Source organism: Pseudoxanthomonas japonensis, assembly GCF_010093445.1.
In the GTDB taxonomy this organism is placed as follows: Bacteria; Pseudomonadota; Gammaproteobacteria; order Xanthomonadales; family Xanthomonadaceae; genus Pseudoxanthomonas_A; species Pseudoxanthomonas_A japonensis.
In genome coordinates, this window is the sequence record NZ_PDWW01000051.1 from 1 (window position 1) to 2,194 (window position 2,194).

1 protein-coding gene and 1 pseudogene are annotated in these 2,194 nt (G+C 69.0%); both read right to left on the minus strand.

Features of this window, described 5'->3' with window-relative positions; genetic code table 11:
• Positions 1–1,796 (minus strand): CHASE domain-containing protein (locus CSC78_RS18680; protein ID WP_162339376.1); only part of this gene is annotated, 1,796 nt, incomplete at its 3' end.
• A gap of 179 nt (positions 1,797–1,975) precedes the next feature.
• Positions 1,976–2,194: pseudogene (locus tag CSC78_RS18685) on the minus strand (methyl-accepting chemotaxis protein); the annotation flags it as partial.

Genomic DNA, 2,194 nt, shown 5'->3' on the forward strand with positions numbered 1-2,194 from the left:
CGTGAGGAATACGTGCGGATCTGCGCGGTGCGGTCCAGCACCTGCTGCTCGAGCGTGGCATTGAGGCGCAGGATGCCTTCCTCATGCCGCTTGCGCTCTGTGATGTCGATGATGAAGGCCAGCGCGAAGCGCCCTTCCGCGGTGTGGATCGGATTCAGGCCGATCTCGATCGGCACGCGCGTGCCGTCGCGTCGCAGTCCGTACAGGTCGCGCCCCGCGCCCATCGGTCGCGCCTGCGGCTCGCGGAAGTATCGCTCGATGTAACCGGCGTGGTGCTGGCGAGTATCGCCTGGCAGCAAGCGATCCATGGCCTGGCCCAGTAGGTCTTCGCGCGCATAGCCGAACAGCTCTTCCGCTTTCGCGTTCGCCAGTTGAATGCGACCGGCCTCGTCCACCATCAGGATCGCACTGGGCGAGGCTTCCACCACGCGACGGAACTGCTCTTCCGCGCGCAAGTGCCTCGACATGTCGTGCAGGAACAGGGAGGCGCCGTACGTCTGGCCGGCGGCGTCCCGGATGACCGAAAGGCTGGCCAGCACATCAAGAAGGGCGCCGTCCTTGCGGCGTAGCCGGTGAGACGCGCCCTGGACATCGCGCGACAGATCGGCGAACGCGGGTTGGCCGTTGTCGTCGGTCAACACGGACGCCATCGGGCGCCCGAGCGTCTCGGCCTGCGCATGGCCCAGCGTGTGTTGCGCAGCCGTATTCCATAGTGTGATGCGTCCGCAGGGGTCGCACGCGATGATGGCCTCGGTCGAGCCGGCGACGAGCGCCTCGAGTTGGGCATGATCGATGAAGGCTGCGCGGCGACGCTCGCGTGCCGTGGTCATCAGGTACCACACGGCTACGCTCAACATGCCCAGCACGAGCGTCGCCAGCGCCACCAGCCACGGGGAAGGCAGGCGCAGGCCTTGGATGAAGGCGGCCCGCGCGGTGAAGCGCGCCGCCCACTCCCGTCCGTGGATGCGCAGGCGTCGCTCGGCGCTCACCGGAGCAGTGTCCGGCGACGCCAACCCAGCGCTCACGTAGAACGGTCCTTCGGCCGCATCGTCACCGAGATCGGTGAGCGCAAGCGCGTAAGCGCCTTCCCCTTGTTCGACCCGCTGCAGCACGGCATCGATGGTGAGTGGAGCGAAGGCCCAACCGCGGGTGGCCGCCAGGCGCGCATCCGCACTGTCCAGCGGCGCCCCGGTGTCGTACACGGGCAGCAGCAGCAGGAATCCGTGCCGGGCGCGCCCGGCTTCCTGCACCAGTGTGACCGGTCGGGACAGCGTCGCTTGGCCGCTGCGTGCGGCCGCCAGCGCCGCGGCACGCCGCGCAGGTTCCGAGGCGATGTCCAGGCCGATCGCGGCTTCGTTCCGCGCGAGGGGCTCCAGGTAGCGGATGACGAACCGATCCCCGTCGTTCGGCGCCAGCGAACGCACGGCGAAATCCGGGAAGCCGTCGTTCTTCGCGGCTTCCACGAAGCGGCCCTCTTCGATCCCGGGAACGCGCTGGATGTAGCCGTAGCCGCGGATGCCGGGAAACTCGCTCGCGTAGTCGCGCGATTCGCTGTAGGCACGGAAGCGGGCGCGATCCAGCTGGGGGCCCGCCGCGATCACGGCGCCACGCGCGCCGCGCAGGCCATGTTCGAAGGCGGCGAGTTGCGTTTGCAGCGTCAGGGTGGCCGCATCTGCTACGCGGGAGAACCGTTCGCGCTGATGGTCCTGATTCGCCTGGTGTTGCAGCACGCCCGCCAGTACGGACGCTGCGAGCGCCGCCAGGCACAGGCCGAACAGACCCCTGCGGCGGCCCAACGACCGTCGCGATACCGTTCCCTGAAGTCCCGCCTCCCCCATGCACTCCCCCGCATGTCTCCAAGACATGAGCCCTTCCGACAAAGGGCCGCGGCAAGCACTGCGGCGCCACTCTAGGCGAGTGGCGCCGCGCGCTCAAGCGGCACCGCGGCCCACGGCGTCCGCGCTCCGCCGACGCCTCAGGCGAGCAGGACCTCAGTCTCTACGCTTCGGCTGCGGGAGCTGCCTTGGATGACCGGCGACCGTCCGTCGGACGTCTTGAAGGCCGAAACGCTGGCTCGCAGGTCCTGGGCCTGCTGCTCCATCGCCCGCGCCGCCGCCGACGCCTCTTCCACGAGGGCGGCGTTCTGCTGCGTGGTCTCGTCGATCTGGATGATTGAGCCGTTGACCTGGTCGAT